1 protein-coding gene is annotated in these 1,404 nt (G+C 63.7%); it reads left to right on the top strand.

Features of this window, described 5'->3' with window-relative positions; all coding sequences use genetic code 11:
- Positions 1 to 126: 126 nt before the first annotated feature.
- Positions 127 to 1,404: ISL3 family transposase (locus ABD989_RS17625; protein ID WP_345314502.1), on the top strand; the 1,278-nt coding region annotated here is incomplete at its 3' end.

Genomic DNA, 1,404 nt, shown 5'->3' with positions numbered 1-1,404 from the left:
GGCTCTTCGATCTTGAACGGGCAGTCCCTGGTCAGGGCGGTCGCGTGTCGTTGACGTGAAAGGCCCCTGACCTTCGTGATTCTGGATGTTGCGAAGCATTCAAGAATCGAAAGAGGGGCAGGGGCCGTGTCCGAGCCTACGTCGTTGTTGCTGGGTCTGGAAGGTGTGCAGGTCGTTGGGGTCGAGCGACGGCCAGATCGCACCAGGGTGGTCGATGTGGTCACCGCAGATGGGGGCGCGGCGTGTTGCCCTGACTGCGGGGATCGATCGTCCTCGGTGAAGGAAAGGACAATCACTACGCCACGCGATATCGGGTACGGCCCTGACCCAATCCTGTTGCGCTGGAACAAGATTCGCTGGCGTTGCCGAAACCAGGCATGCGAGCGGAGCACGTTCACCGAGGCCATCAATCAGGTGCCGGCCAGGCGACGCACCACCGGACGGCTGCGCGAGCAGATGGGCCTGGCGATCGGAGATGCGGCACGTTCGGTCATCGAGGTTGCCGCCGCGCATGGGGTGTCCTGGCCGACCGCCCATGCCGCGTTCTGCGAGGTCGCCGACCGCGTTCTGCAGCAGCCGCAACCAGTACGGGTCCTCGGGATCGATGAGACTCGTCGGGGCCGGCCACGCTGGGAACGCGACCCTGATGGCCGCTGGTATCGGATAGATCCGTGGGACACTGGATTCGTCGACCTCGCGGGCGATCAGGGCCTACTCGGGCAGGTCACCGGCCGCACCTCGATGGCGGTGGCCCAATGGCTCGCCAAGCAGAGTCCTGAGTTTCGGTCCTCGATCACCCACGTTGCGATCGATCCGTGTGCCGCGTACGCCGCCGCCGCAGCCCAGGCGCTGCCCGATGCGCAGCTGGTGGTCGACCACTTCCATGTAATCAAGCTCGCCAACGACATGGTCACCGCGGTTCGGCGGCGGGTCACTTGGGATCAGCGTGGGCGCCGTGGCCGGGCAGTCGATCCAGAATGGGCGAACCGGCGCCGCCTACTCACCGCCCGTGAACGCCTCTCCGAGCACAGTTACGCCAAAATGTGGAATGCGTTGCGCGCCAAAGATCCTGGCAACGAAATACTGGCCGCCTACATCGTGAAGGAAGAACTACGTGGCCTGCTTGCGCTGGCCCGTAGCCGACCCGACGACCACCATCTGGCCTACCAGTTCTACAAGTTCTTGGACCTATGCGCTCAGGTGAATCTGCCAGAAGTTGTCAAGCTCGCAACCACGATCGAGAAGTGGTGGCCAGCGGTGGCGGCATTCATCGGCACCACGATCACCAACGCCCGCACAGAGGGCTACAACCGGCTCGTCAAACAGGTCAAACGCGCCGCATGTGGCTTCCGGAACCTCGAGAACTCACGACGCCGGATACGATTCCACTGCACCCGCAAACAG

The sequence above is a fragment of the Gordonia alkaliphila genome (genome assembly GCF_039542465.1).
Taxonomy (GTDB): Bacteria; Actinomycetota; Actinomycetes; order Mycobacteriales; family Mycobacteriaceae; genus Gordonia; species Gordonia alkaliphila.
The sequence above is the reverse complement of the archived record's forward strand: the minus strand, read 5'-3'. Positions and strand labels throughout refer to the sequence as shown.